This window comes from Pseudoduganella namucuonensis, from assembly GCF_900116645.1.
Taxonomy (GTDB): domain Bacteria; phylum Pseudomonadota; class Gammaproteobacteria; order Burkholderiales; family Burkholderiaceae_D; genus Rugamonas; species Rugamonas namucuonensis.
The window spans coordinates 50,500-75,716 of the sequence record NZ_FPBO01000033.1 but is presented as its reverse complement, the minus strand read 5'-3'; the positions used below and the strand labels follow the sequence as shown (position 1 = coordinate 75,716).

Below are 25,217 nucleotides of genomic sequence, written 5' to 3'. Positions count from 1 at the left end.
AGTCGCCGAATAAATGGTCGGGCTATCGCTGAAATTCCTTACAAAAACCTGACAAGACACCCGTTTTTCGCCGAATATATTTAACGCGGAAATATTGCCATGTGGAAATGTTGCCCGCATAATCTGCCCGCCACGGGATGATCTGGCGGTGCGCTCCTGATCCCCTGGGTATTCCAACCTGAACGAAAGGCGATCATGTCGAAACGCAAACCGGAAGTATCCCTGGAACGTAGAACCTTCTGCGCCGGCTCCCTCAGCCTGGCGACCCTCGGCCCGCTGGCGCTGGCGGGCTGCGGCGGCGCGGGGGAGGGCCCGGCGTCCTCCGCGCAGTCGGCGGACGGCGGCCGCGCCCGTGCCGGCGGCGCCGCCGCGCCACGCGTGTTCGCGCATCCCGGCCTGCTACACACCGAGGCCGATTTCGACCGGATGCGCGCCAAGGTGGCGGCCGGGGCGCAACCTTGGACCAACGGCTGGAACGCCCTGCTGAACACCGGCCGCTCGCACCTCAACAACTTCCCGCGCCCGCTGGTCACCGTGATCCGCGGCGGCAGCGGACAGAACTTCGCCCAGCTCTACATCGACGTCGCCCGCGCCTATCAACTGGCGGTGCGCTGGAAGGTGTCGGGCGACACCGCCTACGCCGACAAGGCGGTGCAGTTCCTCAACGCCTGGTCCTCCACGCTGACCGGCATCACCGGCAATGCCGACCGCTTCCTGGCCGCCGGCATCTACGGCTACGAATTCGCCAACGCCGCCGAGATCATGCGCACCTATCCGGGCTGGGCGGCGGCGGACCTGGCGCGCTTCCAGAACATGATGCTGAACGTGTTCTATCCGCTCAACCACCAGTTCCTGGTGCAGCACAACGACGCCCACATCACCAACTATTGGGCCAACTGGGATCAATGCGCGCTGGCCTCGATCCTGGCCATCGGCGTGCTGTGCGACCGCGAGGACCTCTACGACGAGGCCGTCACGTACTACCTGAGCGGCGCGGGCAACGGGGCCGCCAGCCAGGCCGTGCCCCACGTCCATCCGGGCTACCTCGGCCAATGGCAGGAGAGCTCGCGCGACCAGGGCCATTGCACGCTGGGTGTCGGGCTGGCCGCCGCGTTCTGCGAGATGGCGTGGAACCAGGGCGACGATTTCTACGGCCACGACAACCGCCGCTTCCTGGCCGGCGCCGAGTACGTCGCCAAGTCCAACCTGGCCGACGCCAACGGCACGCTGTACTACACCTCGATGCCGTTCGACCCGTACACCAACGTGCACGGCACGGGATGGGGGATTTCCGGCGCCGGCTTGCCTTTCAACCGGCCGGTCTGGGAAATGATCCACAACCACTATGTGAACCGGCTGGGCCTGGCCGCGCCGTACACCACCCTCATGGCGGCCAAGCTGCGCGCCGAGGGCGACGGCGGCAACGGCGACCAGCTGGGCGTCGGCACCCTGACCTTCACGCGCGATCCGGTGGCGGCGGGCGCCAACCCGAGCGGGCTGACCGCCAACCTGGTCGGCGGGCGGGTCGAGCTGTCCTGGTGGGGCGGCGCCCACGCGACCAGCTACAACGTGCTGCGCGCCGCCACGCCGGGCGGCCCCTACGCCACGATCGCCAGCGGCATCACCGACCTGCTGACCCACACCGACAGCGGCATGGCGCCCGGCATTTATTATTACGTGGTGACGGCGGCGACGCCGTCGGGCGAGAGCGCCCCCTCCAACGAGGCGGCGCTGAACACGGCCACGGCGCTGCACACCTGGCTGCCGTTCGACGAAGCCAGCGGCACGGCCGCGCCGGACGCGAGCGGCAATGGACGCCACGCGGCGCTGGTCAACGGGCCCGTGTGGACGGCCGGGAAGCGCGGCAACGCCATCGCCCTGGACGGCGTGGACGACCACGTGGCGCTGCCGGCCGGCGTCGCCGCCGACCTGTCCGACTTCACCATCGCCGCCTGGGTGTACTGGAACGGCGGGCGCAACTGGGAGCGGGTGTTCGACTTCGGCTCCGGCACCAGCCACTATATGTTCCTGACACCGCGGGCCTACCGCGGCGGTGTGCGCTTCGCCATCGCCACCAATGGCGGCGTCGGCGAGCAAACCGTGGGGTCCTCGGCCCCGCTGCCGGCCGGCCAGTGGGTGCACGTGGCGGTCACGCTGTCCGGCGCCACCGGCACCCTGTACGTCAACGGCGCCGCCGTCGGCACCAACACGGCCATGACGCACGCGCCGCGCCGCATCGGCGCCACCAGCCGGAACTGGATCGGCCGCTCGCAGTATCCCGACCCGTATTTCAAAGGCATGGTGGACGACTTCCGCATCTACAGCGGCGCCTTGAGCGCGGAGGAGATCGCCGCGTTGATGGCGGGCTAGCCGGGCGGTGAAAAAAGCGGACCCGGCGGACGGCCGGCCATTGTCGCCCCGGAGTCAACGAGTTGGGTGCGGTGCGGCACAGAGCCGCGCACCCGGCTCCACCAGAATGGCGGTTCCACCATACAGGGCCGCCCATCATGAACCCCATCCAAGCAGTCCCCTACTGCGCCGCGTACGAATTCGCGGAGGACGACGAAGCCGAGACCGCCGCCGGCCTGCGGGACACCATGCTCGGCATTTCCCGCAAGACCTGGGAACATTCCGGCCACGGCCTGCGCAGCGTGCACGCCAAGTCGCACGGCCTGCTGGTGGCCGAACTGACGGTGCGGGACGGCTTGCCCGAGTGTTACGCGCAAGGCCTGTTCGCGCGGCCGGGCGGCTACCCGGCGGTGCTGCGCATCTCCACCACCCCGGGCGACCTGCTGGACGACAAGGTCTCGACGCCGCGCGGGCTTGGCCTGAAGATCGTGGGCGTGCCCGGCGCCCGCGTCGAGGGCGGCGAGGGCGACGCGACCCAGGACTTCGTGCTGGTCAACGGCCCCGCGTTCCTGGTGCCGAAGGCGAAGGCCTTCCTGTCCAACCTGAAGCCGCTGGCGGCCACCACCGACAAGGTCCCGAACCTGAAGCGCGCCTTCTCGGCGCTGTTGCGGGGAACGGAACAGGCGATCGAGGCGGCCGGCGGCGAGAGCGCCAGGATCAAGGCGCTGGGCGGCCACCCGGAAACGCATCCGCTGGGCGAGACCTACTTCAGCCAGGCGCCCATCCTGTACGGCCGCTACATGGCCAAGGTGTCGCTGGCGCCGGTGTCGCCCGGCCTGGTGGCGCTGGCCGGCGCGCATGTCGACCTGGCGCACAAGCCGGACGGACTGCGCGAGGCGGTGGTGGCGCACTTCGCGCGCGAGGGCGGCGAGTGGGAGCTGCGCGTGCAGCTCTGCACCAACATCGAGGAAATGCCGATCGAGGACGCTTCGGCGGAATGGCGGCAGGACCTCAGCCCCTACGTGGCGGTGGCCCGCCTGCGCGCCGGCCCGCAGCGCGGGTGGAGCGAGGAACTGGCGCGCCTGGTCGACGACGGCATGCGGTTCAATCCCTGGCACGCGCTGGCCGCGCACCGCCCGCTGGGTTCGATCATGCGCGTGCGCAAGTCGGTGTACGCGGCGTCGGCGCGCCTGCGCGCCGAGCGCAACGGCGTCGAGCTCGTCGAACCGCGCGACATCGCCGACGTGCGCGCCGCCGCCGGGGTTGCCGGTGCTTAGCGCCCCATGAAGAAGCGCACCATCTCGCGGCTGGCGTCGGGGCCGTTGCTGTCGGTGTAGCTGCCGCGGCAATTGCCGCCGGACCAGGCGTGGCCGCCGCCGTGCACGGTCCATTGCTCGGCAACGATCTCCCCTTGGCGGCCGCGGTGCATGGCGCGCGTGAAACCGCGGCCGCGGGCCTCCCCCGTTTCCTCCCAATATTTCAGCCGGGAGCGGGCGCGGGCGTTGCGCGGGTGGCAGGAATAGGTGTCGATCGATTGCTGCACCACGCGGCTGCCGTTCTTGATGTGCACGGTCGCATCCATGTCGCCGTGGAAGACGATGATCGGGACGGCGATGCCCGCCTCGGCGCTCGTCGGCGCGTGCGGCGCGTCGCCCTCGCGCATGGCCAGCAGGGCGCCGTACAGATCCCTCGCGCTGCCGTGCGCCAGGCCGGAGTGGCAACCGACGGCGGCGTACAGGTCGGGATAGGTGCGCCCCATGATCACCGCCATGGCGCCGCCGGCCGACAGGCCCGCGACGCACACCCGCGCGCGGTCGACGGCGTATTCGGAAAGGATTTTTCCGGTCACGCCCGCGATCAGCGCCGGTTCGCCCCGGCCGCGCTCGTGGTGGTCCTTGTCGAACCAGCTCCAGCACCGGTTGCTGTTGACGCCGCGGGATTGCTCGGGGTAGAGGACCAGGCAGCCCAGCTTTTCAGCCAGCTCGTTCATGCCGGTGCCGGAGGCGAAGTCGTCGGCGTCCTGGCCGCAGCCGTGCAGCATGACGATCAGCGGCAGCGGCTTGCCCTTGTAGCCGCTGGGAATGAACAGTTTGTAGCGCAGGGAGCCGATGTCGGCGTCGAAACGGCCTTCGATGAACTGGCCCTCGCGGGCGCGCCGGCCTGTGTCGCTTGTTGCGGGGGGAAGGACGCCGAACTGGAGGGACAGCGCGTTCCAGGGTGACATTGCGAGGGACGACCAGGTATCCATCATGACGTTGAACATATTTGACTCCTAAGTTGAGCTAGTAGGGGTCTCCATTTCTTTTTTATCAGTATCGAACGTCGGGGGGCGGAACGAAGTGAGGCGGAACGCCGTGTGGGCGTAGGAGGACGTGCCATGAGGGAAACAAATCGCGCTGACGCGCTTAAAACCGGATGGGCAAGGAAATCGTGATTCTGAAATCGGGGGTGTTGCGTGTCAGTCCGGCCCCGACGATCACATCAATGGCGGTGGACTCGGTGAGCACAGCCGAACCGCCGAACTCGAGGAACGCGGTGGGGTCGTCGTTCTGTAGCCGTTCCCCGCCATACTTGGTGCGGCCGAGAAAATTCACGTTGAAGGCGGCGCGCAACGACGTTGTCGGCCCGGCGGCCAGGGCCGTGCCGAAACGCAGCCCATGCACATTGCCGGGCTCGACTTTGATGCCGCTCTTGGTCGCGGAATAGACGTGGGTGTAGGCGTAGCTACCGAAAAAGACCAGGGGGTCGACGCGTTTGATGGCGGTGAGCGCGCCTTGCAGCGATTTGAAACCGCTACCCCGGGCGATCAAGCGGACCGGCTCGAAGGCCGTGCTTCGGCCGGTGGCGCCCTGATAGCCCAGGGAGCCGATAATGCCGGGCCACCATCCCCGCTCGATCCGAAGTTGGTGCGACAGGCCGAGGTTGAAATCGCCCCTGCCGCGCGAGTGCGACCTGACCGCATCGATGTTCAGCCGCTCTATCACATACGGCAAGGTCAGCTCGACCTGGGATCGCCAGGGCAGCCCCGCGCGCACGGTCACGCCCGGGCCGTAGGAGTCGCGCCGGAAGCCGGCGTTGTTGTCGCTATGGGAATAAATGAAGTTCGGTTCGATTTCGTAGGTCCTGGGCGATAGCAGCAAGCCGCGCTCCCGCACCAGGGCCCTTTCCAGCGCGCGGTTGCTGTCGAGCTCGTCCTCCGCGGGCGCCGGCGGCTGTTGATGCTTGACCCGGTGTGGCGTCGCATCGCGTTCGAGCGACGCGATGCGCTGGCGAAGCTCCAGGATCGTTTGATCCCGTTCCGCAAGCATGCGCTGGAGCTCCTGCGCGCCCTGGCCGAAAGCGGAAGACGCGACCATCAGGCCAAGCGCGCCAGCCCAATGATGTCTCATTCGTGCATCTCCCGCCGCCGGCCGACTTCGAATCCGATCCCGCGCCACTTGGCCGCGAACTCCGCGCGCTTCATCGCGTAGTTGCCGAAACTCGGGTCGCCGATATCGACCTTGTTGTCGCCAACGTGGCGTACCACCACGAAATGGTTGTAGCCACGCACATTCAAGGGGACGATCATCGGTGTCTTCACGGCCAAATCCTCCAATGCCATGCCGGAATAGCCATCGCTGTCAAACCCGAGTTGACCGACATGGCGCTTCATGTCCAGGAAGGAAAAGCCGCCACGCGACCGGACACGCAGCGGGTCGGTCCGACGCAGCATGCCGCGCGCCACCTGCTCTTCGCTCACAGTCATTCCTTTGTAGTAGGTCAAAATCGTGGCGAGCGCGGCCGCTGCGCAGCTGTTGTCCCACTGCTGGACTATCATGCCTTCTTGTCGCGCCTCAAGTAGCGAACGGACGGGCCGCTCCGCGGCGCACCAGGCGCTGGGCAGCGTGCATAACAGGGTCAGGCAGATGCGCCACATGGGGAAGCAACGAGCCGTGGGTGGAAGGGCAGGCAAACCGCCCATTCACTGTGCTTACCGTCCGGTGGATCCGGTGGGGTTGGTATTGGGACGGTTTTGGCCCGGAGGCAAATTCGTGTTGGCGGATTTCGAGGGGCTGGTCAAGCCGTTGTCACTGCCGGCGTTGCTCGGATCGGCTCCATTTCCCCAGCCATTGTTACCCTTCTGGGGTTCGGGTGGCGGGCAATATGTTCCCCCGACGACCTGGTCGAGCACCTCGCTCGACATCTTTCGTGGCTCGGCCGCGACTGGTAGCGAGACCAGCGAAGCGAGCGCTATACCTGCGGTTAAGATTTTAAACATGATGTGTCTCCTTTGCGGAAAAAGCGCCCAAGGCGCCAGTCCACAATGCCGTAGGCGGGGCTGGTTCGTTTGATATATATCAAACGAACCAGCGTACGCCCGTTTCTATTCCTCCATCACGCTCATGGATTGCGGCGCCGGCGCGCGCCCACCGCCATGACCAGCCCGGCCAGCAGCATCAGCGACAGGGTCGATGGCTCCGGCACCACCTGCACGTCGCTGAGCGAACTGGCGTTGGAGAGCAGGAACATCTCGTCGGGCGCCGCGCCCGGCTGCAGCGACATGGTGCCCAGGTCGCCGTCGGCGCCCAGGTAGCTGGTGTCGTTGAACAGCGCCCAGCCGAAGGTGGTGCCGGCGTCGCCCGCGCCCAGCGTGAAGCTGAGGTTGAACGAGAACACGCCGCCCAGCGTGATGCCCTGCACCAGCTCGCCGCCGCCGTTGGCGTTGCCGAACACCAGCGCGCCGGGCAGCGAACCGCCCACCGTGCCGGTCACCGACGGCGCGCCCGCCAGCGCGCCGGCCAGGTTGCTCACTGTGGCGGTGGCCGGGGCCGCGTTGGCCAGGCCCAGGAAGTACAGGCCCAGGTAGGCCGGGCCGCTGCCCAGCGTGGAGGTGTCGATGCTGACGCTGTACAGCGGGCCGGCCGAGGCCGCGCCCGCGCCGGACATCAGGAATACGGCCAGCATCAGCCTGGCCAGCAAGTCTTTCAAATGGTTCATGTCTCTGTCCTTAGTATTTAACGCTGATCAGCTTGCGGGTGTAGTTGATGGCCGCTTTCGCCGGATTGCTGAAGGTGGTGGTCACGGTCGCGCTCTGGCCGGGGGCCAGCTCGGCCACCGGCAGCGTGATGTAGGGCACGCCGTCCTTCACGCCGGTGGCGTTGTCCAGCGTGACGCCGGCGGTCAGCCCCTGCAGGTGCAGGTGCAGCGGCCCGGTGATCTTTTGCTGGGTGGTGTTGGTGAACGTCACCGTGCCGGTGTACTTCTGCGTGAAGCGGTTCACCGTCAGGCCCGATTGCAGCATCTTGACGCTGGCGCTCACGTCCACCGGCGACAGCAGATCGTAGCGGGCGCCGTGGAAGCGCAATTCACTGTACGACGAGATGCCGGGATAGGCCGGGTCGGTCGGAGGACCCGGGTGATCCACCCGCACCATGAAGTAGCGATAGCGCTCGTTCTCCAGGCCGGGCACCACCGGAATGACCTCCATCTCGAAGTTGCGGTTCGACGTGTCGGTGGTCTCGCGCGTGGTCAGCAGCGTCCAGCTGGAATTGTCGTTCGAACCGTAGACGTTGATGCCTTGCGAGCGGTTGCCGAACATGAAGCGTGCCTGGATGCCGAAGGCGTTCACCGAGATGCGGTAGTTCTCGCCGAAGTCGATGGTGACGACGTTGCGCAGGTCGCCCGAGGTGCTGTTGTAGTCGCCGTCCACCAGCAGCGCGGCGCGCGCGGCGTCCAGCACGGTGGTGGTCACCATGCTCTTGCTCCAGTCCAGGCTGCCGTCCGAGGCCACGCGCGGATTCAGCAGTTGCAGCTTGGCCGCCACCGCCTTCACGGCGTTCAGCAGGGCGCCGAATTCGGCGTCGGACACGGTGCCCATGGACGCCTGCAGCGGCGCCAGTTCCGACTTGAACGTGGCCAGCGAGGGCGTGGTGTACACGGCGGCCGGGTCGTAGCCGCCCAGCGCCGCCGCGAACGCGGCCGCGCGGTCCGGCTGCACGCTCAGCTTGGCCGTCATGGTGCTGATCGAGACGCCGTCGGTGGCGCTGACGACGATCTCGTGCACGCCGGCCTGCTCCGCCGTCGGCGTCCAGCTGAACGCGCCGGTGGCGGTGTTCAGCGTGGCGCCGGCGGGCAGGCTGATCGCCTGGTAGACCACGGTGTCGGCGGTGTTGGCGTCGGTGGCGGCGTAGCTGGCCTGGTAGGGCACGCCCTGGACGACCAGTTCCGTGACGGGGAAGGCCGGCATGGCGAACTTCGGCGGCGTGAGCTGGGTGGGCGCGGCCATGTTCACGAAGTCCAGGTCCACGGTGGCGCCCTCGGCGCCGGTGAACTTGAAGTAGATGATGTTGTCGCCGAAGCCGCGGCCGGCGGTGGCGGTCCACGACGAATCGGGGACGATGTAGCGCCATTGTCCGCCGGTGTCGGGCACCGCGATCTCGCTCCACGGCTTGCCGGTCTCGGAGCCGCTGGCGGCCAGTTTGGTCACCGCGTTGGTGCGCACCATCATGCCCACCGGCGCGAATTTGGCGCGGTCGGCGTAGCGCACGTCGTGGAACACCACGGTGGCGCCGGCCGGCGTGACCTTGGCATGGCCGTAGGTGCGCGCGCCCTCGGTCTCGCTGGTCCACTCGCCGTTCAGGAACACGGCCTTGCGCTCTGTCTCCAGCATGCCGGTGTTGACGGGCAGGGCCACGCCGGTCAGCGGCACGGGCAGGGTCAGGAAGGCCTCGGCGCCCATGTCCTTGTTGCCGGGCGTGGCCTGGCCCCAGGCGGTGACGGGACCGTCCGCGTGGGCGGCGGCCGTGGCCAGGTAGGGCGCCACGGAGTCCACGTCCACGCCCTGCTCGTACTTGTAGACGTTGTACAGCTCGGGGATGCCGCCCACCTCGTACAGCCGGCCGCGATACGCGCCGGACATGTAGGAGGTGCCGCCGCTGGTGTCCGCCCACGGCGTGTTATAGCCCAGCATGAACTGGGCGTAGGCGTTGGCCCCCATCAGCACGCGGTTGCCGCCGAACTGGTACACGCTGACCGCGTCGCTGGAGGTGGACGGGGTGCCGGTGAACGGATCGACCTTGGTGCCCTGGGCCGTGACCATGCGCAGCAGGCCGGTGAGGTTGTCGACGTTGTCGCCGCCGTGGGCCTGGTCGCGCGCCATTTCCTGGATCTGGTAGAAGGGGATGCCGAACTTGTTGTACGGGTTGTCCGCCTCGATCAGGGGAATCAGCGGCAGGATGGCGCCGTTGATGTCCTGGCGGGTCGAGGTGGCGTTCACCGTCATCCATTCAACCGTCTCGTCGTAGCGCGCCCGGTTGTCGGTGAAGATCGCGCCGGCCATGCGGCCCACCAGCGAGTACACGTGCTGGTTCATGAAGCGCTCCTTGCTGGCGAAGAAGGTGCGCTCCATCGGGTCGATCAGGTTGTCCTTGAGCTTTTGGGTGTCGGTGTCGGTCCAGGCCAGCGGGTAGGCGGTGTAGGTGGGGTCACCGGGGGTGTAGCGCATGATCTCGGCGGCGGCCAGCATGCGGAACAGCGGCACGCCGTTGTGGATGTGCGCGTCCGGGAAGTAGGCGTAGCCGTTCGGATTCATGTTGCTCCAGGTCCGCAGGATGCGCATCGCGTTGCGGCGGTACTCGTTGCGGCCGGTCACGTAGTACAGGATGGCCTGGGTCAGCGCGCCCTGCGAATCGTTGATCATGCGGGTCTGCGCGGTGTTCCCGTTGTAATTCGGCGTGTTCGGGGTGTCGACCTTGCTGGCGTCGCGGTTGGTCGGCAGCAGGTTGATGTTGGCGTAGTTGCAGCAGACGGTGGACAGGATGTTGTAATAGGTCTTGTACGGCTCCACGTCGGCGCGCGTTTGCAGGCGCGCGTACTCCAGCTGTTCCAGCGTGAAGCCGAGGGCGGGGTGCTTGATGCCGGCCGAACTGACCACCGGCTGGGCCGCCGGCGTGGCCACGTAGCTCACCGCCTGCGCGCCGCCGCCGGACAGGGCCATCAGGGCAGACAGTGTTGATAGCGCTATCATTTTAAGTTTGCCGCTGCCCCTGGGCGTGGCGGCCTGCCGTCGCTGCGAATTGAATTGTTTGTGCATGGTTGTCTCAATTAGTTGTTGTTAGACAAGATCCTTCGACGTATCGGGCATGAGCCTCTCTCCAAAGCCTCGTGTTATCGATACCAAGGATAATATAGCATGCAATTTCCATAACACGCTTGAATTCTTGTTATCGATATCCTCGAGTGTTGTATCCGCGCCAATCTTGCTTGGGGTCAGCCGGTATGCCTCAACTGCTGGTTCGGGATTTGGATCAAGACGTGGTGGACGCGCTACGTCGTCGCGCGGCGACGCATGGCGGAAGCGCCGAGGCCGGGCACCGCGAATTGGCGCGCCTCCTACGACGGAACTGCGCTCGATTGCGCCTCTCGCCATACGGCAAACGCTATTCTGAAAGACGCCGGGATCAACCATAAGTTCCAGTGAAAAGCCCGCCATTCGGCGGGCTTTTTTTACTGTGTTGTCGCTTACTTCGTCATCACACGGTGGCCAGCGCCGCGTTGAAGCTCGCGCTAGGACGCATCACCGCCTCGGTCTTGGCCGGATCGGGGTAGTAGTAGCCGCCGATGTCCATTTCCTTGCCCTGCACGTCCTTCAGTTCCTCGACGATCTTGGCCTCGTTCTCGCCCAGGGTTTTCGCCAGCGGCGCGAAGTGCGCGCGCAGTTCGGCGTCCTCGGTCTGGGTGGCCAGCGCCTGCGCCCAGTACAGGGACAGGTAGAAGTGGCTGCCGCGGTTGTCCAGCTCGCCGGTGCGCGGCGAGGGCGACTTGTTGTTGTCCAGCAGCTTGCCGGTGGCCTCGTCCAGCGTCTTGGCCAGGATCTTGGCCTTGTTGTTGCCGGTCTTGATGCCCATGTCCTCCAGCGACACGGCCAGGGCCAGGAACTCGCCCAGCGAATCCCAGCGCAGGTGGTTTTCCTCCACCAGCTGCTTGACGTGCTTCGGCGCCGAGCCGCCCGCGCCGGTCTCGTACATGCCGCCGCCGGCCATCAGTGGCACGATGGACAGCATCTTGGCGCTGGTGCCCAGTTCCAGGATCGGGAACAGGTCGGTCAGGTAGTCGCGCAGGATGTTGCCGGTCACCGAGATGGTGTCCAGGCCGCGGAAGGCGCGCTCCAGCGTGTAGCGCATGGCGCGCGTCTGCGACATGATCTGGATGTCCAGGCCTTGCGTGTCGTGGTCCTTCAGGTAGGTCTCGACCTTCTTGATCACCTCGTTCTCGTGCGGACGGTAGGTGTCGAGCCAGAACACGGCCGGCATGCCGGAGTTGCGGGCGCGGGTGACGGCCAGCTTGACCCAGTCGCGGATCGGCGCGTCCTTGACCTGGCACATGCGCCAGATGTCGCCCTCTTCAACGGTCTGGGTCAGCAGCACTTCGCCGGTGGCCAGGTCGGTGATGTTGGCCACGCCGGCCTCCGGCACCTCGAAGGTCTTGTCGTGCGAGCCGTATTCCTCGGCCTGCTGCGCCATCAGGCCCACGTTCGGCACGGTGCCCATGGTTTTCGGGTCGAAGTTGCCGTGCCATTTGCAGAAGCCGATCATCTCCTGGTAGATGCGGGCGAAGGTGGACTCCGGCATCACGGCCTTGACGTCCTTCGGACGGCCGTCGGCGCCCCACATCTTGCCGCCGATGCGGATCATGGCCGGCATCGACGCGTCGACGATGATGTCGTTCGGCGAGTGGAAGTTGGTGATGCCCTTGGCCGAGTCGACCATCGCCAGTTCGGGACGATTGGCGTGGCAGGCGTGCAGGTCCTTCAGCACTTCCTCTTTCAGCGAGGCCGGCAGCTTCTCGATCTTGTCGTACAGGTTGGACATGCCGTTGTTCACGTTCACGCCCAGCTCATCGAACAGCGCGGCGTGCTTGGCGAACGCCTCCTTGTAGAAGATGCGCACGCAGTGGCCGAACACGATAGGGTGGGACACCTTCATCATGGTGGCCTTCACGTGCAGCGAGAACATCACGCCGGTCTTGCGCGCGTCTTCCAGTTCGCGCTCGTAGAATTCGAGCAGGGCCTTCTTGCTCATGAACATGCTGTCGATGATCTCGCCGGCCTGCAGCGCGACCTTCGGCTTCAGCACGATGGTCTTGCCGGAGGCGGTGATCAGTTCCATCTTGACTTCGCGCGCGCTTTCCAGCGTCATCGACTTCTCGCCATGGTAGAAGTCGCCGTGGTGCATGTGCGACACGTGGGTGCGGGAGGCCTGGCTCCACTCGCCCATCGAATGCGGGTTCTTGCGGGCGTATTCCTTCACCGCCTTCGGCGCGCGGCGGTCGGAGTTGCCTTCGCGCAGGACCGGGTTGACGGCGCTGCCGATGCACTTGCCGTAGCGGGCCTTCAGGGCCTTGTCCTCGTCGGTCTTCGCGTCTTCCGGATAGTCGGGCAGGGCGTAGCCGCGCGACTGCAGTTCGCGCAAGCAGGCGATCAGCTGCGACACCGACGCGCTGATGTTCGGCAGCTTGATGATGTTGGTTTCGGGGTTCTGCGTCAGCGCGCCCAGCTCGGCCAGCGTGTTCGGCACTTTCTGCGCGTCCGTCAGGTATTCGGGGAACTCGGCCAGCACGCGCGCGGCGACCGAAATGTCGCTGGCGACGACGTCGACGCCGGCCGGCGCCGTGAATTTCTTGATGATGGGCAGCAGTGAATACGTCGCCAGCAGGGGGGCTTCGTCAGTCAGCGTGTAGATGATTTTTGAATTCTGGGTGGTCATGGTCATTCCCTAGGATGTGCATAGTAGACTGCCCACGCGACGTGGCGTATTCCCGGTCACGGCGCCGGTTCGCATGGCTTTTGGCTTGGGCAGCGAGATTTTAGCAGATAGGGCGCCCATATCGATATGTGAAATGCCGCCGCACCAGCCGAAATGGCATCGCTGCACCGATGTGGTGCGATTGACTATCTTCCACGCCACAAAAATCCACGGTGCGACCCGATTTGGTGCAGGGGCGGGCGCTCGGCCAGGCGGGCGTCGCCCGCCGGGCCGGCCCCCGTCGCGTGACTACCGCACGGTCAGCAGCATGACGCCGTGGGCCGGCAGTTCGACGTCGATGGCGCCGCCGGCGCCCGGCAGCGCGCGCTGCCGCCAGGCGTCGCGCGCTTGGTAGGGCAGGCCGGATTGCCCCTTGGCATACAGGGCGGGATCGACGCGCAGGCGGCGGAACCTGTCGCCCATATTGAAGATGCCGATCGCCTTGCCGCCGTCGGCCAGCGGTTTCACCCAGATCTGCCAGTCATCCGCGTCCCGCACCCGGCTCGCGGCGCGGCCCAGCGTGTCCTGGTTGATCGCCAGCACTTCCGCGTTGGTCAGCAGGTTCAAGGTGAAGGCGTCGAGCTTGGTCAAATCATTGCCCAGCAACAGTGGCGCCGCCAGCATGCTCCACAGGCTGATGTGGCTGTACTGCTCGTCGGGCGTGAGCCGGGACGGCTTGGGATCGCCCCAGCCCACGTGCCCAACCACCAGCATGTCCGGGTCGTTCCACCGTCCCGGCGCCACATACTGGGTGTAGGGCGCCGCGCTGAAGCCCGTTTCCAGCACGCTGGCCCAGGTATCCAGGATGTCGCCCGTCATGCGCCAGGCCTGGCCGCCCACGTCCGCCCCCCATTCCCACACCTGCTGCTCGCCGTACTGGCACAGGCTGTAGACGATGCCGCGGGGCTGCGCCTTGAGCGCCTCGCCCATGATCTGGTAGGGCAGCATGTGCGCCGCGCGGGTGGGCGTCTTGGCGATCATGTCGTGGTAGCTGCACAAATCGTATTTCAGGAAGTCCACGCCCCAGCGGGCGTAGGTGGCGGCGTCCTGCGCCTCGTGCCGGTAGGCGCCCAGGTACTTGCCGCAGGTGGCCGGCCCCGGCGACGAGTAAATGCCGAAGCGCAGGCCCAGGCCGTGCAGGTAGCCGCCCAGCGCCGCCATGTCCGGGAAGCGTTCGTTGCCCGCCAGCTCGCCATCGTTGGCGCGGGCGGCGGCTTGCCAGCCATCGTCGATGTTCACGGAAGACCAGCCCTTGGCGGCCAGCCCCGACTCGACCAGGATGCGCGCGGTCGCGCGCACCTGCGCGTCGCTCACGTTCACGCCGAAGGCGTTCCAGCTGTTCCAGCCCATGGGCGGCGTCAGCGCCAGCTTGTCCCCCGCCTCCACGGTCCAGACCCGGCTGGCCGCGCCCGCGGCGTTTTCCACCCGCAGCGTGACGGGATAGCTGCCCGCGGCGGGCACGGTGCCCGAGATGACGCCGGTGGCGGCGTCGAGCGTCAATCCGGCGGGCAGGTTGGCGGCCGAGAAGCGCAGCGGCGCCTTGCCGGTGGCGGGAACACGGTGGGCCAGCGGCGTGCCGGGCCGCGCGCCCAGCACGCCGGCGCCGTGGATGGCGGGCGCGGCGCCGTCCGCCGGCGTCAGCAGGTAGGGCAGCGGCAGCCGGGAGGCGATGCCGCGGCCGGACAGCGCGTCCACGAAGCGCAGGCGCGCCTCCACGCCGGGCCCGGTCGGCACCGTCCAGCGCAGCGTGCGCGATTGGCCGGCGGCGAGCGCGAGGGCGCCGGCCTGGCGCTGCAGCGTCTTGCCGCTGCGCGGGTCGAACACTTCCATCACCAGCTGGCCGCGTTGCCGGGTGGGGATGTCGTTCGCCACATCCAGCGAGACGGCCACTTTGCCGTCCGGCCGGAAATCGAAACGCGCGCGTTCCGGGCCGAAGCGCAGGCCGTCCGCGCGGTTGGGCATGCTGATCGAGGGCACGTCCCGGTGGAAGCCACCGCCGCCCACGCCGTCATAGACGCGGATGGCGATCACATTGTCCCGGTCCCAGTGGACCGGTACTTTCGAAAGGTCGGCCTGGTAGTCGCGCACGGCCTGCCAGCGGCCGTCGAAGCCGCCGGGGTCTTCCGGCATGCGGCCGGTCTTGCCGATCGGCACGCCGTTCAGCCAGGCCTCGTCCGCGTCGTCGATGGCGGAGAGGTAGACCCGCAGCCGTTGGGGCCAGTCGCTGCCGGCCTTGAGCGAAGAGGGGATGGTCACGTGGATGCGGTACCACGAATAGCCGTCGTGGCCGTCGAATCCCTGTTTCTCGTAGTTGCGCGACGTGTCGACGGTGGCCCAGCCGCTGTCGTCGAAATCCGGTTGGGCGCGGCGCGGATCGTCGCCGGTGGCGAAGCGCGCCTGCGGCATGGCGATACGGTCGGGCGGGGCGCTGGCCGCGCCATGGGCGTTGTGCAGAAGGATGGTGCCGCCCAGGCAGGCGATCAAGCGTCGTAGTGTGGCCATGGTGTCTCCTTTGTTGTAAATTGCAATCGATTGCAGATTGTTGATCGTATCCTACGCCGGCCGAACACGGGAAAGCTATACATCTTGTGAAATAAGCTATGACGATTTGGAATATCGGACTGCAATCGATTGCAATTGTGGTTTTTGCGGGCTAACCTGTATTTGTTCGCTCACGAACCAATCATAATTCAATACTCGGAGACCCCATGACTACCTGTCCACTTGGCCGCCCCGCCCTGCGCTTGCAACCGATTGCCGCGCTGCTCGCATCCTCATCCTTCGCCGCCCTGATCGCCGTGCCGGCCCATGCCCAGCAGGACCAGCCGGCCGCCGCCCCGCAAGACGCGCTGCGGCTGGAAACAGTGGTGGTGACCGCCAGTTCGGCGGGCAAGTCGAAAATGCGCAGTTCCGTCTCCGTGTCGGATGTTGAAGGCCAGCAAGTCGCCGATTTCGGTCCGCGCAGCGAGGCCGAGGTGCTGCACTTGATCCCGGGCGTGCGGGCCGAGAGTTCGGCCGGCCCCGGCGGCAACTCGAACATCACCGTGCGCGGGCTGCCGATCTCGTCCGGAGGCTCCAAATACGTGCAGTTGCAGGAGGATGGCTTGCCGGTGGTGGAATTCGGCGACATGAATTTCGCCAACAACGACTACTTCATCCGCTACGACGCCAATGTCGACCGCATCCAGACCGTGCGCGGCGGTTCCGCCTCCACGTTCGCGTCCAACGCGCCCGGCGCGGTGATCAACTTCATCAGCAAGACCGGGGAGGAGGAGGGCGGCGCCATCGGCGTGACGCGCGGCCTCAACTACAAGGAAACCCGGGTGGACGGCGACGTCGGCGGCAAGCTGTCGGAACACCTGCGCTACCACGTGGGCGGCTATTACCGCAGCGGCGAAGGGCCGCGCCGCACCGGCTTCACCGCGCTGGAAGGCTACCAGCTCAAGGGCAACCTCACGCACGATTTCAACGGCGGCAAGGGCCACGTGCGGCTCAATTTCAAGCTGCTGGACGAGAAGGCCCCCACCTACACCTCCATGCCGGCCTTCGCCGCCATCGACGGCAACACGGTCGGCGGCTTCTCCGCCATTCCGGGCCTGGATATCGCCAAGGACGCGGTGTATTCCGTGTACAACGGCACGGTGCCGGTGGTGGGGCCGGGCGGTACGGCCATCGGCGCCGCCAGCCTGGGCAAGGGCATCACGATGAAATCGCGCGCCGTCGGCCTGGAACTGCGCAATGAATTCGCCCACGGCTTCACGCTGGAGGAGAAATTCAAGCTGTCCCGCAACGCCTCGTCCTTCCAGACCCAGTTCCTGAACCTCAACTCGCTGGCGGACATCCTGGGCGGCTTTGGCGCGGGCACTTCCGCCGTGTACGCGAACGGCCCCCGCGCCGGACAGGCCGTCACGCAAGCGAACCTGGCCACCGGCTACATATCGCGCAACGCCGCCATCAACACCCAGGCGCCGGAGATGGACCACCTGGCCAACGACATCAGCCTGTCGAAGAAGTTCAGCGTGGCGGGCGGCAAGCTGAACGCCCGCGCCGGCCTGTATCACGCGCGGCAGGACGTGGTGCAGCAATGGGCCATCAGCGAGCGCCTGGTGGAAGTGGGCCGCGACGGCGCGCTGATCGATGTGCGCGACGCCGCCGGCAATCCGCTCACCAGCATGGGCCTCACCGGCTACAACAACCAGTGGGGCGGCTGCTGCGCGCGCGACGTGGACGCGCACTACAAGGTCGACGCGCCCTACCTGTCGCTGAGCGTGGAGGCGGGCGACTTCGACTTCGACGCCAGCCTGCGCCGCGACCGCATGCGCGCCTCCGGCAAGTACGCCGTGCCGGTCACGCTGCCCGGCGGCCTGGACGTCGACGGCGACGGCCGGATCACCGGGGCGGAACGCAACGTGCTGGTGGCGGACGTGGCCCGCGCACGGCCGGTCGGCTACACGGTCGGCTACACCTCGTATTCGCTGGGCGCCAACTGGCGCGTCTCGCGCGACCTGAGCGTGTTCGCCCGCACCAGCGAGGGCGGCCGCGCGATCGCGGACCGTCTGCTGTACTCGTCCAACATCGACCCGCAAACGGGCGCCCTGGCGCCAGGCGCGCGGGAGGCCGCCGTCGCCACCGTCAAGCAGAGCGAGCTGGGCGCGAAGCTGCGGGGCAGCGCCGACTGGGGCAAGTACGGCTTGTTCGCCACCGTGTTCCACGCCACCGTCAACGAGTACGACTATGACCAGACCCGCACGGTCGGGCCCAAGCTCAACCTGATCGGCTACAAGGCCGACGGCCTGGAGCTGGAAAGCGTGCTGAGCGCCGGCAACTTCAGCCTCAACGCCAACGCGGTCTACACCAAGGCCAAGATCACGCGCGACCTGGTGGGGCAGGCCAGCGGCGGCAGCACGGTGGGCAGCGTTCCGGGCGGCACGCCGGACTGGCTGTACACCATCGCGCCGCGCTATTCGGCCGGCGCGTTCACGGTGGGCGCGGTGGTGGTGGGGCAGACGGCGGTGTGGTCCAACAACGGCAACAACTTCAAGGTCAAGGGGCGCCAGCTGGTGAACGCCTTCCTGAACTATGAATGGACGCCGGAACTGAGCGTGAGCCTGAACGTGAGCAACCTGTTCAACAAGATCACGCCATCCGGCGGCATCGACCAGGGCTCGCTGGCCGACGTGCGCAGCCTTGGCGCGGTGGTGGGCGCCGCGGGCGTGGCCTCGTTCCGCCCTGAATCGCCGCGCACCGCCAGCCTCGCGCTGCGCTACCGCTTCTAGCCGACCGTGCCGGTGGTCCGTCCCTAGCAGAACCAGACGGCGCACACCGGCCTGGTTCGGCAAGCGAGCTATTGAGGCGCGGCTATCGTTCCAGGCTCCGTCCCTTTTTCAGATGGAGCATGACCGGCACGCAGCGCCGCGCGTCATGATAGGTGCCGACGCATTCGAGGCATTGGAAGCAAGCGTCGTAGCGGACCGCGCCGCCGGGCTCGATGGCGTCGTATTGACACACGGCGGCGCAGCGCTGGCAGGGCTTGCCGCATTCCGCGCGGCGCGCTATCCAGTCCAGGCGGCGCAACCTCCCCCCGAGCGACATGGCGGCGCCCAGGGGGCACAGGAAGCGGCAGAAAAACTTGTAGTAACATGCGCCGGCGGCCAGCAGGGCCAGCGCGTACGCGAGGAATGGCCAGGTACGGCTGAGGCCGAGCGTAAAGGCCGTCTTGAACGGCTCCACCTCGTTGAGTGTTTCGCCCTGGCTTGGAAACAGGCAGGCGGCGCCGACCAGGACCGCGAGCGCCAGGTAGCGCGTCGATTCCATGCGGCGGGCGACGCGCGGCGCGATGCGCAACCGCGGAACGCGCAGGCGCCGGGCCAGCAGGCCGACGAACTCCTGCAGCGCGCCGAACGGGCACAGCCATCCGCAAAACGTGCCGCGCCCCCACGCGATAAACGAGACCGAGGTGAAGGCGATGAGCAGCAGCGCAACCGGATCGTACAAATAGCTGGCCAGGCCATGGCCGGCTTTCAGCGTTTTGATCGCGCCGGTGAGTTGCACGACGGACAGTTGCCCTTGCGCGTGCCAGCCGATGTACGCCAGCGTGAAGCCCAGGAAACCGAGCCGGAACAGGCGCAGCCGGCGCGCCTCCAGCGCTATCCAGCGCGGCCTGGCGAGCACGACGGCGAGCAGGACCAGGGCCAGGCCCACGACGGCCAGGTCGACCCGGCGCGCCTTCCACGCCTGCAGCCAGTCCGGCGCCGGCCCGGGGGGATAGGCGAACAGGCTGGCCGGCGGTGAATAGTTCAGTGTGATTCTCCTCGAAACCAGGGTCGGCATGACGCTGCCCTTGGCGCGGGTGACGGTCAGCTCCAGCGAAAGAGGCCGGCCCGGATCGATGCCGGCCGTGGCGTTGACGCCGAACAGGCGCGAGGCGTTCAGGTCCGCCGGGCCGGCCGCGACGGCCGGCTCGTAGTCCTGGTCCCGCAGTTCGAGAAACGTGCCGTTCTGGCTCATCGCCAGCCGGGGCGACGGCGCGCCCGGAATGAAATCGTCCGCGACGATCGGATAGCGGCCCGCCGACGCGATCCACCACAAGTGCCGCCGTTCGAAATTGCGCCGCATGACCGCCCGGTACTGGGCGTCTCCGAGTATGGCGCGGCCGATGGTGGGCGCGTTCAGGTAGGCGATGTAGAGGTCGGCGAACCTTGCGCCCGGCCGGGCCAGGGCCAGCTCGTCCGTGCCGGCGCCTTCCGTGCCCGCGAAGATCTTCTCGATCTGCGCGTTGCTCACCTGGAGGCGGCCGACCATGCCGTTCTCGAGCATTTGCGCGAATCCGACCGGGTCGTAGACGTCCTCGCGCACCAGCGCCGCGCGCCCGCCTTCCTTGCGCTCGGCGAAGCCGAGCTTGGCGCGCGCGACCTTGCCCGCCGCGTCGAGCACGGACTGGTTGACGATGCGGACCGAGGTGGTGGCCTTGGATATGCCGTCGAGCACCGCCACGCCGTCGGGCCGCGCGGCCTGGCCGCTGCGGTTGCCGGACGGGCCGGTGGAGATCAGGTAGGGCTGCCGAATGTTGCGCCCGGCGTATTGGGCGACGAAATCGCGCAGCAGGCTGTCGCCCAGCCCGCCCAGGTCGCGGAACGTGAAAACGGGCTCGCTTTGCCCGAGCAGTTCGACCCCGATGAACTCCCCCTTGCGGTCGATCGACACGAGGAAATTCATCGGCGTGCCCTCGAAGCCCGGCAGGGGCGCGAGGTCGATGGACTCGAACACATAGGCGACTGGGCCCGCGCCGCGCTCCAGCAGGCTGGCGACGGGCCAGACGGGCAGGTCGGCCAGTTTGTCCTCCACCCGATAGGGGTGTCCGAAGCGGCGTTCGATGTCCGCCTTGGCGAGCGTGCCGGCCCACGCGGCGTCGCCGGCAAGCGCGAGCAACGCCCACATCGCCATGAGGAGGCGGCGGCCCGGCCCGGGGCGTGGCGCCCATCGCAGGCGCGCCGGTAGGGTGTGAAACATGGTTTCCTCCAAGCGAAACGCCGATTCTAGGATCGCCGCGGCGCCGGGGAAAGGGACGCTTGCCCGCGCGTGGGGAGGAAATCCACCCGGCGTCGCGCGCGTTCCGTCCGCCCCCCGCGTCGGGCAAAAGGCATGGCCGGTGTCGGGCGCAATGCCCTGTGAAAAACATCGCCGCGGCAGGTTTAATGGCGGCGGCGATTGGCCAGGCATTCAACCTCAAGCATTCAACCTCAAGGAGACACCCCATGCATATCCGCTCGTTCGACGACAGCGCCATCCGTTGGAACCGTTTTGGCGAGTTCCTGCCCGCGTTTCACTACAGCATTCTTCATGTGGATGAAAAGCGCCGTGTCGTCGACGTCCTGTTCAAGTTGCCGGCCCATGGGCGCATCGTCCTGCACGTGCACCACGCGCTCAACCACACCTTCGTGGTGCAGGGGGAGCACCGTTTGTACGAGGCCGACGGCGCCTTGCGCGAGATTCGTCCGGCGGGCAGTTACACGGTGTCGCCGGGCAGCGCGGAGCCGCATCGGGAGGGGGGCGGCGAGCAGGACGCGATCGTGTTCTTCAGCATCAGGCCGGGCGACGCCGAACTGATCTACGAGCTGCTCGACGACGCCGGCGCGCCGGTTGGCGCGATCACCTTCGAGACGCTGGCGGAGCTGTACCGGGCGCAGCGCTAAATCAGCCCGAGGCGGATGGCGGTCCGGGTCAGTTCGATGTCCGAGCGCGCGCCCAGCTTGACCTTGATCTGGTAGTGGCAGTTGCGCACGGTCTTGGCGGCGATCGACAAGCGCGTGCCGATGTCCTCGGAGCTGTGGCCGTCCAGCAGCAGGCGGAGTATCTCGAATTCGCGCGGCGACAGCTCGGCCAGCGGGTCCGCCGACCGTTCAAGCAGCGCGAACGCGAACTCGGGCGCGATGTCCCGGCTCATGACGTTGCGCCGCGCCGCGACCCGGTACACCGCCGCGACCAGCTCGTCGGGCGGGCTGCTCTTGGTGACGTAGCCGAGCGCGCCCGCCCGCAGCGCCTGGTTGGCGAAAATCGGCTCGCGGTGCATGGTGAAAACCAGGACCCTGGCGCCCGCGTCCCGCTGCACCAGGCGCCGTATCAACTCCACGCCGCCGATGTCCGGCAGGCCCAGGTCCAGCACCACCACGTCCGGCGCGTGCAGCCGGTACTGCTCGAACGCCTCGCGGGCGGTGCCGGCCTCGCCGACGATCGCCAGGTCCGGCCTGGCGTCCAGCAGGCGGCGATAGCCCTCGCGCACCACCGCGTGATCGTCCACCAGCAACAAGCGCGTCTTGTCATGCATGATCGTTCCCCGATGGCGTCATGGCTTGCGCCGGAAACTCGGCCCGCACCCGCATTCCCCGCGGCGACAGCGCGGCGATGGCGAAGCGTCCGCCCAGGGCGGCCACCCGCTCGTTCATGCCCAGTACGCCCAGGCCGCTGCCGGCGCTGTCGGGGACGCGCTTTTCACCGTCGTCGTCCACGCGCAGGGCGCAGCCGCGCGCCGTGCGGTCCAGGCGCACCGCCACGTGGCGGGGCGCGCCATGGCGCAGCGCGTTGGTCAGGCTTTCCTGGACGATGCGGTACAGGCTCACGGTCAGCTCGTCCGGCAAATCGTCGATGCCGCCTTCGATGGACAGCTCGAAGGCGCAAGCGGGGACGCGGCGCCGCCAGCCGCCGACGAGTTGCTCGAGTCCGGCCCGCAGGCCGAATTCCTCCAGGCCCAGCGGCCGCAATTGGCACAGGATGCCTTGCAGGGCCAGCAGCATGTGCTCGGTGATCGTCCCGATGGAGCGGGCCGCCGGCGCCAATTGCGGGTGTCCGCCCGCCTGGCCGGCGAGGAAGGCCGCCTCGGCGCCGATCGAGGCGAGGCACTGGCCGAATTCGTCGTGGAGCTCGCGCGCCAGGTGGCGGCGCTCCTCCTCGCGCACCGCGAGCAGACGCTGGGCCAGCTGGCGCTGGTCGGCCATGGTCTTGCGCAGGCGCTCGGTCAGGTGGTCGAAGCCGGCGGCGATGCGGCGCAGTTCGACCAGCCCGGGCCGCGGCATGCGGGCGTCGAGATCGCCGGCCTCCACGCGTTCGATGACGGCCAATATCTGGTCGGCCGGCCGGAGCGCGCGGCGCACCGGCAGGTAGATGAGCAGGTTCAGCGCCAGGATGGCGGCGGTCATGCCCAGCACCGTGCGTATCCGGTGCCACAGGTCCATCGCCTCCTCGTCCAGGTTGGGCGACACGACGATCTCGCCCGCCTTGTATCCCGGGTACTGGCCTAGCTGGCCGCGGTAGTGCAGTTCCGGGCCGACCAGGCGCGCCAGGGCCCAGCGCACCGCCGCCGGCGGATCGGACGCCGCGCCGAAACAGCGACGCGGGACGGGGTGCGCCGCATAGACATCCTCGACCGCCACGCAAACGCCGAGCAGGCCGCTGACGCCGTCCAGTGACGCCAGGCGCGACTCGATGCCGCCCAATCCCAGCTCGAACGTGCCCCGGGGCAGGGCCGCCTCTGCACTCAGCAGGCGGGCCACGGTGCCGCCGCTGTGGACGAGGTGCGCGCGGATACGGTCGCGGGCCTGGTGCAGCACGACGGCGGTGGTGGCGACGCCGATGGCCATGGCGAATAGCGTAACGCGCAGCGCCAGATGGAATGTGAGGTTGACGTCGCGTGCATGGTCCGGGGAGGGTGGTTTCCCCGGGAGATCGTATGGCATGGTGTTCCAGCCCCCTGGAGTCGGAAAATGGTGGGGCTGTTACAGCAAGTATCGGGCCAGGCTGAGGGCGCCCGCGCCGCGGCCGGCGCCCCCGACGCGCGGGCGCGGGTGTTCCAGAAAAGAGCAGCGGGTGGTCAAGAATTGGACGGTGCCGCCCCGGCGGCCCTCGATGCGGGAGGCTGGCCGGGGGGGAAGCGTCGGGCGCGCCTTACTGGCCGGCGGCCTTGGCCGCGGTGGTGGTGGCCCGCAGCTTGGCGGCCAGCGCGGCGGGTACGGCGATGGCCGTGCCGTGGCGCATGCGGGCCGGCGTGCCCTCGTCCGGGAAGCGCATCTTGTCCGTCACGTCCTCCCAGTTCACCAGGTCGCGCGAGCGCAGCGCGCCGTAGTGCTTGGTCTGGTAGGCGTCGTAATAGATCACCACGTCCTGGCCCAGCTGCAGCCCGGTCGGCCCCTCGACCCACACGCCGGCGGGGCTGATCCGCTCGCCCAGCTTGCCGAACGGGCCGCGCAGGTCCGGCGCGGCGGCCGCCTGCAGATACTTTTTCGGCGGCTTCAGCGTCTCGTCCTTCACCAGCCACAGGTCGCCCAGCTTGCTGCGCACGAAGCTGGCGTCGATCACGCTGAAGCCGGGATCGTAGAACAGGAAGGTCGGCGCGAAGGTGGCGAAGTCGCGCGTCGTGGTGGCGTAGATGCGGTGGTTGTATTTCTCCTCCGAGCTGCCGGCCGTCTCCGGGAAGGCGCCGGGCACCGTGGAGGACCAGAAGATCAGGAACTCGCCGCGCTTGTCGTCGTAGACGATCTCCGGCGCCCAGCTATTGAGCACGCCGGGCGCGTGCGCCATCACCGGCAGCTCCTTCTGCGGCGACCAGTTCACCAGGTCCTTGGACGAGGCGTAGCCGATGTTGTTCTCGTTCCAGCCCGAGGTCCACACCATGTGGTAGGTGCCGTCCGGCCCGCGCACGATGCAGGGGTCGCGCATCAGCTTCGATTTGCCCACCACCGGTTGCAGATAGCTGGCGCCGCCGTTGAGCTTGTCCCACTGGTAGCCGTCCTTGCTGGCGGCCAGGTGCAGGCCGTCCTCGCCGTTCTGGATGAAATAGGCGAACACGTATTCATCGGGCGCGGCGGGCGGCTGGATGGCGCAGCCGGCCAGCAGGGCGATCGCCCCCGTCAGTGTCCAGCGGCCGGTCGCCGCCGCCAGTTTTCGCCATTGAATCATCTTGAATCTCCATCTTGTCATTTTGATGCGGGGTCGCGCCGCGATGGTACGGCGAGATCCGAGTACGCTCCAATGATATTTTTGGCCTTACCGATATCGAACCGGGTATCAGTTCCGCGCCGGCAGCGTCCAGCCCGGACGGACGAAGTGGCAGGTGTAGCCGTTGGGCTGGCGTTCCAGGTAGTCCTGGTGTTCGGGTTCCGCCTCCCAGAACGGCCCGGCCGGCGCCAGTTCCGTCACCACCTTGCCCGGCCACAGGCCGGACGCGTCGACGTCGGCGATGGTCTCCTCGGCCACGCGCCGCTGCGCCTCGCCGGTGTGGAAGATGGCCGAGCGGTAGCTGGCGCCGCGGTCGTTGCCCTGGCGGTTGGGCGTGGTCGGGTCGTGGATCTGGAAGAAGAACGCCAGGATCTCGCGGTAGCTGACCACCGCCGGATCGAACACGATCTCGATCGCCTCGGCGTGGGTGCCGTGGTCGCGGTAAGTGGCGTTCGGCACGTCGCCGCCGGTGTAGCCGACGCGCGTGCGGAGCACGCCGGGACGGCGCCGCAGCAGGTCCTGCATGCCCCAGAAGCAGCCCCCGGCGAGGATGGCGGTGTCGGTGCTGGTGCTCATATGTATTCCCCTTCTCGATGTTGG

Annotated in this window: 18 protein-coding genes; 5 read left to right on the top strand and 13 right to left on the bottom strand. The window is 67.6% G+C overall.

The features are described from left to right. Positions 1-195: 195 nt before the first annotated feature. A complete protein-coding gene (locus tag BM436_RS27265; RefSeq protein WP_093558687.1) occupies positions 196-2,370 on the top strand; it encodes a LamG-like jellyroll fold domain-containing protein in 2,175 nt (724 codons plus the stop codon). A 137-nt stretch (positions 2,371-2,507) separates the two neighbouring features. Then, on the top strand, positions 2,508-3,626 hold the full coding sequence (locus BM436_RS27260; protein WP_093558685.1) for a catalase family protein: 1,119 nt from the start codon (positions 2,508-2,510) through the stop codon (positions 3,624-3,626). On the opposite strand, the gene BM436_RS27255 is transcribed toward BM436_RS27260, so the two are convergent. From BM436_RS27255 to BM436_RS27235, 6 genes are all read right to left on the bottom strand, one after another. Then, on the bottom strand, positions 3,623-4,612 hold the full coding sequence (locus BM436_RS27255) for an extracellular catalytic domain type 1 short-chain-length polyhydroxyalkanoate depolymerase (RefSeq protein WP_093558683.1): 990 nt from the start codon (positions 4,610-4,612) through the stop codon (positions 3,623-3,625). The two genes, BM436_RS27260 and BM436_RS27255, sit on opposite strands and share 4 nt — an antisense overlap. 142 nt (positions 4,613-4,754) lie before the next feature. Further along, positions 4,755-5,738 carry a hypothetical protein gene (locus BM436_RS27250; RefSeq protein WP_143133321.1) on the bottom strand — a complete coding sequence of 328 codons (984 nt, stop codon included), beginning with the start codon at positions 5,736-5,738 and terminating at the stop codon, positions 4,755-4,757. After that, entirely contained in the window at positions 5,735-6,166 is a 432-nt protein-coding gene (locus BM436_RS27245; protein WP_177307538.1) for a C39 family peptidase, read from the bottom strand. Before BM436_RS27245 ends, BM436_RS27250 begins: the two co-directional genes overlap by 4 nt. 153 nt (positions 6,167-6,319) lie before the next feature. After that, positions 6,320-6,607: a hypothetical protein gene (locus BM436_RS36470; RefSeq protein ID WP_143133320.1), complete on the bottom strand. Its 288-nt coding sequence runs from the start codon at positions 6,605-6,607 to the stop codon at positions 6,320-6,322. A gap of 122 nt (positions 6,608-6,729) precedes the next feature. Further along, positions 6,730-7,326, bottom strand: a complete 597-nt coding sequence (locus tag BM436_RS27240) for an NF038129 family PEP-CTERM protein (protein ID WP_093558677.1) — start codon at positions 7,324-7,326, stop codon at positions 6,730-6,732. A gap of 10 nt (positions 7,327-7,336) precedes the next feature. Then, the gene (locus tag BM436_RS27235) at positions 7,337-10,420 is read right to left on the bottom strand and encodes a putative Ig domain-containing protein (protein ID WP_143133319.1); all 3,084 of its coding nucleotides are present in this window, start codon (positions 10,418-10,420) and stop codon (positions 7,337-7,339) included. Between the two features lie 185 nt (positions 10,421-10,605). On the opposite strand from BM436_RS27235, the gene BM436_RS38740 reads away from it, so the two are divergent. Continuing rightward, positions 10,606-10,797, top strand: coding sequence for a FitA-like ribbon-helix-helix domain-containing protein (locus BM436_RS38740; RefSeq protein WP_371859680.1), 192 nt, complete (start codon positions 10,606-10,608; stop codon positions 10,795-10,797). A gap of 62 nt (positions 10,798-10,859) precedes the next feature. Here the strand turns inward: BM436_RS38740 and BM436_RS27230 are convergent, their stop codons facing one another. Then, complete coding sequence (locus tag BM436_RS27230; protein WP_093558743.1) at positions 10,860-13,091, bottom strand: NADP-dependent isocitrate dehydrogenase; 2,232 nt, start codon at positions 13,089-13,091, stop codon at positions 10,860-10,862. A 288-nt stretch (positions 13,092-13,379) separates the two neighbouring features. Continuing rightward, entirely contained in the window at positions 13,380-15,632 is a 2,253-nt protein-coding gene (locus BM436_RS27225) for a putative Ig domain-containing protein (protein ID WP_093558674.1), read from the bottom strand. A gap of 206 nt (positions 15,633-15,838) precedes the next feature. On the opposite strand from BM436_RS27225, the gene BM436_RS27220 reads away from it, so the two are divergent. Beyond that, positions 15,839-18,406 carry a TonB-dependent siderophore receptor gene (locus tag BM436_RS27220; protein ID WP_093558673.1) on the top strand — a complete coding sequence of 856 codons (2,568 nt, stop codon included), beginning with the start codon at positions 15,839-15,841 and terminating at the stop codon, positions 18,404-18,406. Positions 18,407-18,488: 82 nt separating this feature from the next. Here BM436_RS27220 and BM436_RS27215 read toward each other — a convergent pair whose 3' ends face one another. Then, positions 18,489-20,567, bottom strand: a complete 2,079-nt coding sequence (locus BM436_RS27215; protein WP_229490781.1) for a 4Fe-4S binding protein — start codon at positions 20,565-20,567, stop codon at positions 18,489-18,491. A 230-nt stretch (positions 20,568-20,797) separates the two neighbouring features. Between BM436_RS27215 and BM436_RS27210 the strand changes: the two genes are divergently transcribed. After that, positions 20,798-21,322, top strand: coding sequence for a cupin domain-containing protein (locus BM436_RS27210; protein ID WP_229490779.1), 525 nt, complete (start codon positions 20,798-20,800; stop codon positions 21,320-21,322). Here BM436_RS27210 and BM436_RS27205 read toward each other — a convergent pair. From BM436_RS27205 to msrA, 4 genes are all read right to left on the bottom strand, one after another. Next, the gene (locus BM436_RS27205; protein ID WP_093558670.1) at positions 21,319-21,954 is read right to left on the bottom strand and encodes a response regulator; all 636 of its coding nucleotides are present in this window, start codon (positions 21,952-21,954) and stop codon (positions 21,319-21,321) included. The genes BM436_RS27210 and BM436_RS27205 overlap by 4 nt on opposite strands. Further along, on the bottom strand, positions 21,947-23,359 hold the full coding sequence (locus BM436_RS27200; RefSeq protein WP_093558669.1) for an ATP-binding protein: 1,413 nt from the start codon (positions 23,357-23,359) through the stop codon (positions 21,947-21,949). Before BM436_RS27200 ends, BM436_RS27205 begins: the two co-directional genes overlap by 8 nt. Positions 23,360-23,567: 208 nt before the next feature. After that, entirely contained in the window at positions 23,568-24,578 is a 1,011-nt protein-coding gene (locus tag BM436_RS27195; protein ID WP_093558668.1) for a glycoside hydrolase family 43 protein, read from the bottom strand. Between the two features lie 108 nt (positions 24,579-24,686). Next, positions 24,687-25,193 carry a peptide-methionine (S)-S-oxide reductase MsrA gene (gene msrA / locus BM436_RS27190; protein ID WP_093558667.1) on the bottom strand — a complete coding sequence of 169 codons (507 nt, stop codon included), beginning with the start codon at positions 25,191-25,193 and terminating at the stop codon, positions 24,687-24,689. Positions 25,194-25,217 lie beyond the last annotated feature (24 nt).

What these genes read in the sequence shown, in the direction of transcription:
- BM436_RS27200 (WP_093558669.1), bottom strand. Translation starts at nt 23,359, where the DNA reads ATGCCATACGATCTCCCGGGGAAACCACCCTCCCCGGACCATGCACGC.
- BM436_RS27225 (WP_093558674.1), bottom strand. Translation starts at nt 15,632, where the DNA reads ATGGCCACACTACGACGCTTGATCGCCTGCCTGGGCGGCACCATCCTT.
- BM436_RS27215 (WP_229490781.1), bottom strand. Translation starts at nt 20,567, where the DNA reads ATGTGGGCGTTGCTCGCGCTTGCCGGCGACGCCGCGTGGGCCGGCACG.
- BM436_RS27260 (WP_093558685.1), top strand. Translation starts at nt 2,508, where the DNA reads ATGAACCCCATCCAAGCAGTCCCCTACTGCGCCGCGTACGAATTCGCG.
- msrA (WP_093558667.1), bottom strand. Translation starts at nt 25,193, where the DNA reads ATGAGCACCAGCACCGACACCGCCATCCTCGCCGGGGGCTGCTTCTGG.
- BM436_RS27220 (WP_093558673.1), top strand. Translation starts at nt 15,839, where the DNA reads ATGACTACCTGTCCACTTGGCCGCCCCGCCCTGCGCTTGCAACCGATT.
- BM436_RS38740 (WP_371859680.1), top strand. Translation starts at nt 10,606, where the DNA reads ATGCCTCAACTGCTGGTTCGGGATTTGGATCAAGACGTGGTGGACGCG.
- BM436_RS27250 (WP_143133321.1), bottom strand. Translation starts at nt 5,738, where the DNA reads ATGAGACATCATTGGGCTGGCGCGCTTGGCCTGATGGTCGCGTCTTCC.
- BM436_RS27195 (WP_093558668.1), bottom strand. Translation starts at nt 24,578, where the DNA reads ATGATTCAATGGCGAAAACTGGCGGCGGCGACCGGCCGCTGGACACTG.
- BM436_RS27230 (WP_093558743.1), bottom strand. Translation starts at nt 13,091, where the DNA reads ATGACCACCCAGAATTCAAAAATCATCTACACGCTGACTGACGAAGCC.
- BM436_RS27235 (WP_143133319.1), bottom strand. Translation starts at nt 10,420, where the DNA reads ATGCACAAACAATTCAATTCGCAGCGACGGCAGGCCGCCACGCCCAGG.
- BM436_RS27240 (WP_093558677.1), bottom strand. Translation starts at nt 7,326, where the DNA reads ATGAACCATTTGAAAGACTTGCTGGCCAGGCTGATGCTGGCCGTATTC.
- BM436_RS27245 (WP_177307538.1), bottom strand. Translation starts at nt 6,166, where the DNA reads ATGATAGTCCAGCAGTGGGACAACAGCTGCGCAGCGGCCGCGCTCGCC.
- BM436_RS36470 (WP_143133320.1), bottom strand. Translation starts at nt 6,607, where the DNA reads ATGTTTAAAATCTTAACCGCAGGTATAGCGCTCGCTTCGCTGGTCTCG.
- BM436_RS27205 (WP_093558670.1), bottom strand. Translation starts at nt 21,954, where the DNA reads ATGCATGACAAGACGCGCTTGTTGCTGGTGGACGATCACGCGGTGGTG.
- BM436_RS27265 (WP_093558687.1), top strand. Translation starts at nt 196, where the DNA reads ATGTCGAAACGCAAACCGGAAGTATCCCTGGAACGTAGAACCTTCTGC.
- BM436_RS27255 (WP_093558683.1), bottom strand. Translation starts at nt 4,612, where the DNA reads ATGTTCAACGTCATGATGGATACCTGGTCGTCCCTCGCAATGTCACCC.